Here is a 3,146-nt window from a genome sequence, read left to right as displayed (position 1 = left end):
CCTCGTAGTCGCAGCGCCAGCACTGCTGCTCGTCGGTGCACTGCGGGTCGGGGCAGCGTTCGGCGCGCGGGCGAAGAGGCTCGGGCTGGGTCATGGGGTGTCTCCGGTGATGGCGCGGGCGACCTCGAGGGCCGTCTCGTGGAGGGCGGGGAAGTCGTCGTGGTCGAGGTGGCTGGCTTCGGAGTCGAGCCACTGGGCGATCGGCTCGCGTGCTCGGAGGAGGCCAGCTCCGGCGGGGGTGGCGGTGAATGCGCCGATCGACGTCTTCCCGCGCAGCACCTTGGCGGCGGCCCGGAGTTGGTCGGCGGGGCTGGGCTGGGTCATCGGCTGGTCTCCTCGTCGGCCATGCGGTGGAGGTCGGCAGCAGCGTCCTTCCGGCCGTTCACGTAGGGCGAGTTCCGGGGCTCGTCGGGCCACTCGGTGAAGAACCGTTCCAGGTCGTCGTCGATGGCGGCGGCGGCTTCGCGGAGGACGGTGGCGCGGTACGCGTCGAGCAGCGGTCCGACGGGGGTGGCGCGGTCCCACAGGTTCTCGATGCGCTCGCGGGCGTCGGTGGTGGGCTGGGTCATCGGGTCTCGTCCTCCTCGACGGTCCACGTGGTCGTCTCCCGCACGACGCGGGTGGGCATGTCGGGGTAGCGCTGGCTGACGCGCTTGCGGGCGTGCGCGTCCTGGGAGGTGGTGAAGCTGCGGCTGACGGGATTCCACTCGTCGGCGTCGTAGCCCTCGACGCGCCACTGCTCGCGCGGCGGCCGGGCTTCGTCGACGGCCTGCTGCGTGTCAACCCCGCTTGCAGAACGTGCAACGGGGATGAGGACGTCGCGGCCACACTCGTGGCCGTACTCGCGGCCCCAGGTGCAGATGCCGCCGTCGGGGAGGTCGTCGGAGGTGAGCGGGGTCAGGCCCATCCAGCCTTCGCCGTGCTCGCGGCAGAGTAGGACGCCGGGGCGTTCGGTGTTGCGGTAAGCGACGACGGTCTCGGCCGTGTCCGACTGTTGTCCGCTGGCCTGACGGGCGGCGTCCCGGATCCCGGCGATCACCTCCTCGACGCGGTCCAGCGGGACGTACACGACGGGCAGGTCGTCGCCGTCGCGGTGTTCGGTGAGCAGGGCGACGACGGGTTCGTTGCCGTAGTAGGTGCTGGCGTTCACGGCATCGACGGCGAGGCGGGCGCCGTCGCTGTCGCGGTAGTCGAAGACGGGCTGGTCGGTCATGTGCTGCTCCTGGTGTTGGGGCCGGGCCGCCACGGGGACGACCCGGCAGCGGCGAGGGGTCAGGCGTGTTCGGGGCAGAGGTCGCGGCCGTCGCGGCGGCGGCGCCAGCCCTGCTCGCGGAGGAAGGCGCGCAGGGCCCGGTGGTGCGGCATGTGGACGGGGGCTCCGCGCTCGCGGTCGCACTGCTCGCCGTCGGAGTCGCGGTGGTCGCAGCGGATGACGGGGATGACGCCGGCGGTCACGGTGTACTCCTGTCGTGGGTAGTGTCGGGTCGGGCTGCCCTGCTCGATGTCCGCGAGCAGGGCGGCCTGCGGCGTAGGTCAGGCGGGCGGACGGTGGTTGGGTACGGCCCCGTACTCGTGGGCCTCGGCGTGGGCGGGCGCCGGCTCGAAGCGGCTGATCGGGTGCGGCTCGTCGTCCTGCTGGGGCCATAGGGACACGCGCAGCGGGCCGAAGTAGTTGCGGGTCAGGCGGACGGTCTGGGCCACGTCGATGGCGAGGGCCTCGACGGATGCGGCAGGGCGGCTAGGGATCCATCCGCCGCTGAGGGCCCGGCGGTCGGGGTCCGGCTCGTCGGTTCGCTCGGCGAGGTAGGCGTAAAGGTCGGTCATGGCGTGTCCTTCTGGGTGTGTGGTGGCGGGCGGGTCAGGCGGTGGCGCGGGCGTACAGGTGGCGGATGGCGGCCTCGGCCTGCTGGGGCACGACTCCGTTGCCGAGGGCGTGGAGCTGCTGGGTGCGGGTCAACCCGGGGACGTCGGTGACGTGGCCGGCGTCGAGGCCCATGAGCCACTCGACGAAGGCGGGGCTCAGTCGATTGCGATCGTCAGTTGCCCGGGGGGCACGTCGTCCGGTGACGGCTTCCCAGCGGGCGATGGCGGGGGCGAAACGGCCCCAGTCAGCGTCGGGTTCCCCCGGCCGAACGTGCTGCTCGTCCGCTCCCCGTCCGCGCGGGTCGGTGTCGGCAGCAGCAGCCGAGCCGCATCGAGGAGCGTCAGCCCGTACCCCGTGCCGTAGGGCGTCCCGTCCGGCCGGTAGTTCGCCGTTGTCCCCGGGAACGAGGAGGTGGGGGTCGGCAGGAGCTGCACTACCGCCGAGGGGAGCGCCAGGTCGCCCTTCGAGCCGCGCTGGTTCGGGCCGCCCTTCTCCCCGTCCGAGGCGCGCGGCGTCGGCAGGAGCTTCACCGCGATCCCCAGTGGGGTGCCCTGCCCGTTGCCGTTGATTCCCTTGGCGAGGTTCCGCTGCCGGCGTGCCTCCCACGACTCCAAAGACTCCCCGTCGTTCGGGTTCCCGGCGGTCGGTGTCGGCATCAGTGGCGAGGATGAACAGCCGCTGTCGTTGATGGGGAGCGCCGACCTCCGATGCGCGTACAAGGCACCACTGCGCATCGAACCCGAGGCGGGCAAGGTCGGCGAGGACGGTGTCGAATCCCAGTCGAAGGTGACCTGCGACGTTCTCAAAGACTGCGTATCGGGGTCGTAGAACGCGAAGGGCGTCTGCGATGTGGGGCCAGATGTGCCGCTCATCCTGGGTTCCTTTCCTCTTGCCGGCGGTGGAGAACGGCTGGCAGGGGTAGCCGCCGGTGACGATGTCGACGGGCTCGACGGCGGCCCAGTCGGTGGTGGTGAGGTCGCCAAGGTTCGGGACCCCGGGCGTGCGGTGGGCGATGATCCGGCGGGCGCCTTCGTCGATGTCGGAGGTCCAGGCGAGGCTGCCGCCGAACACGCGCTGCACGGCGGCGTCCAGCCCGCCATAGCCGGTGCAAAGGCTGCCGATCCTCAGGTCGGGCACGGTGTCTCCTGGGTGTGTGGTGGCGGGGCGAGTCAGGCGGGGATGCGGGTGCGGACGCGGTGGACGGTGCGCTGGCTGCATCCGATGCGTTCGGCGATCTGCTGGGCGGACAGGCCGCGGGCGTCGAGGCGCCGGATTGCTGCGG

7 protein-coding genes and 1 pseudogene are annotated in these 3,146 nt (G+C 72.0%); all 8 read right to left on the bottom strand.

Going from position 1 to position 3,146, the window contains the following annotated elements:
- Window positions 1-90: 90 nt before the first annotated feature.
- Window positions 91-324 (bottom strand): hypothetical protein, encoded by a 234-nt coding sequence (locus EAO70_RS36180; RefSeq protein WP_148007026.1) that lies wholly within the window; start codon window positions 322-324, stop codon window positions 91-93.
- A complete protein-coding gene (locus EAO70_RS36175) occupies window positions 321-569 on the bottom strand; it encodes a hypothetical protein (RefSeq protein ID WP_148007025.1) in 249 nt (82 codons plus the stop codon). The genes EAO70_RS36180 and EAO70_RS36175 overlap by 4 nt, the downstream gene beginning before the upstream one ends.
- Window positions 566-1,213, bottom strand: a complete 648-nt coding sequence (locus EAO70_RS36170; protein WP_148007024.1) for a hypothetical protein — start codon at window positions 1,211-1,213, stop codon at window positions 566-568. Before EAO70_RS36170 ends, EAO70_RS36175 begins: the two co-directional genes overlap by 4 nt.
- Before the next feature lie 59 nt (window positions 1,214-1,272).
- Complete coding sequence (locus tag EAO70_RS36165; protein ID WP_148007023.1) at window positions 1,273-1,455, bottom strand: hypothetical protein; 183 nt, start codon at window positions 1,453-1,455, stop codon at window positions 1,273-1,275.
- Between the two features lie 78 nt (window positions 1,456-1,533).
- Window positions 1,534-1,824, bottom strand: coding sequence for a hypothetical protein (locus tag EAO70_RS36160; protein WP_148007022.1), 291 nt, complete (start codon window positions 1,822-1,824; stop codon window positions 1,534-1,536).
- A 34-nt stretch (window positions 1,825-1,858) separates the two neighbouring features.
- Window positions 1,859-1,996 (bottom strand): hypothetical protein, encoded by a 138-nt coding sequence (locus EAO70_RS39860; protein WP_261993229.1) that lies wholly within the window; start codon window positions 1,994-1,996, stop codon window positions 1,859-1,861.
- A gap of 567 nt (window positions 1,997-2,563) precedes the next feature.
- Window positions 2,564-3,082: pseudogene (locus EAO70_RS39855) on the bottom strand (DNA cytosine methyltransferase); the annotation flags it as partial.
- Window positions 3,034-3,138, bottom strand: a complete 105-nt coding sequence (locus EAO70_RS40560; protein ID WP_410091599.1) for a helix-turn-helix domain-containing protein — start codon at window positions 3,136-3,138, stop codon at window positions 3,034-3,036. The gene EAO70_RS40560 and the pseudogene EAO70_RS39855, both read right to left, overlap by 49 nt.
- Window positions 3,139-3,146: the final 8 nt, after the last annotated feature.

The organism is Streptomyces sp. adm13(2018) (assembly GCF_008042145.1).
Taxonomy (GTDB): Bacteria; Actinomycetota; Actinomycetes; order Streptomycetales; family Streptomycetaceae; genus Streptomyces.
This window is presented reverse-complemented; position numbering and strand designations above follow the sequence as displayed.

Coding starts and splice junctions, on each gene's coding strand:
- EAO70_RS36180 (WP_148007026.1), bottom strand. CDS start 324: ATGACCCAGCCCAGCCCCGCCGACCAACTCCGGGCCGCCGCCAAGGTG.
- EAO70_RS39860 (WP_261993229.1), bottom strand. CDS start 1,996: ATGGGCCTCGACGCCGGCCACGTCACCGACGTCCCCGGGTTGACCCGC.
- EAO70_RS36175 (WP_148007025.1), bottom strand. CDS start 569: ATGACCCAGCCCACCACCGACGCCCGCGAGCGCATCGAGAACCTGTGG.
- EAO70_RS36170 (WP_148007024.1), bottom strand. CDS start 1,213: ATGACCGACCAGCCCGTCTTCGACTACCGCGACAGCGACGGCGCCCGC.
- EAO70_RS36160 (WP_148007022.1), bottom strand. CDS start 1,824: ATGACCGACCTTTACGCCTACCTCGCCGAGCGAACCGACGAGCCGGAC.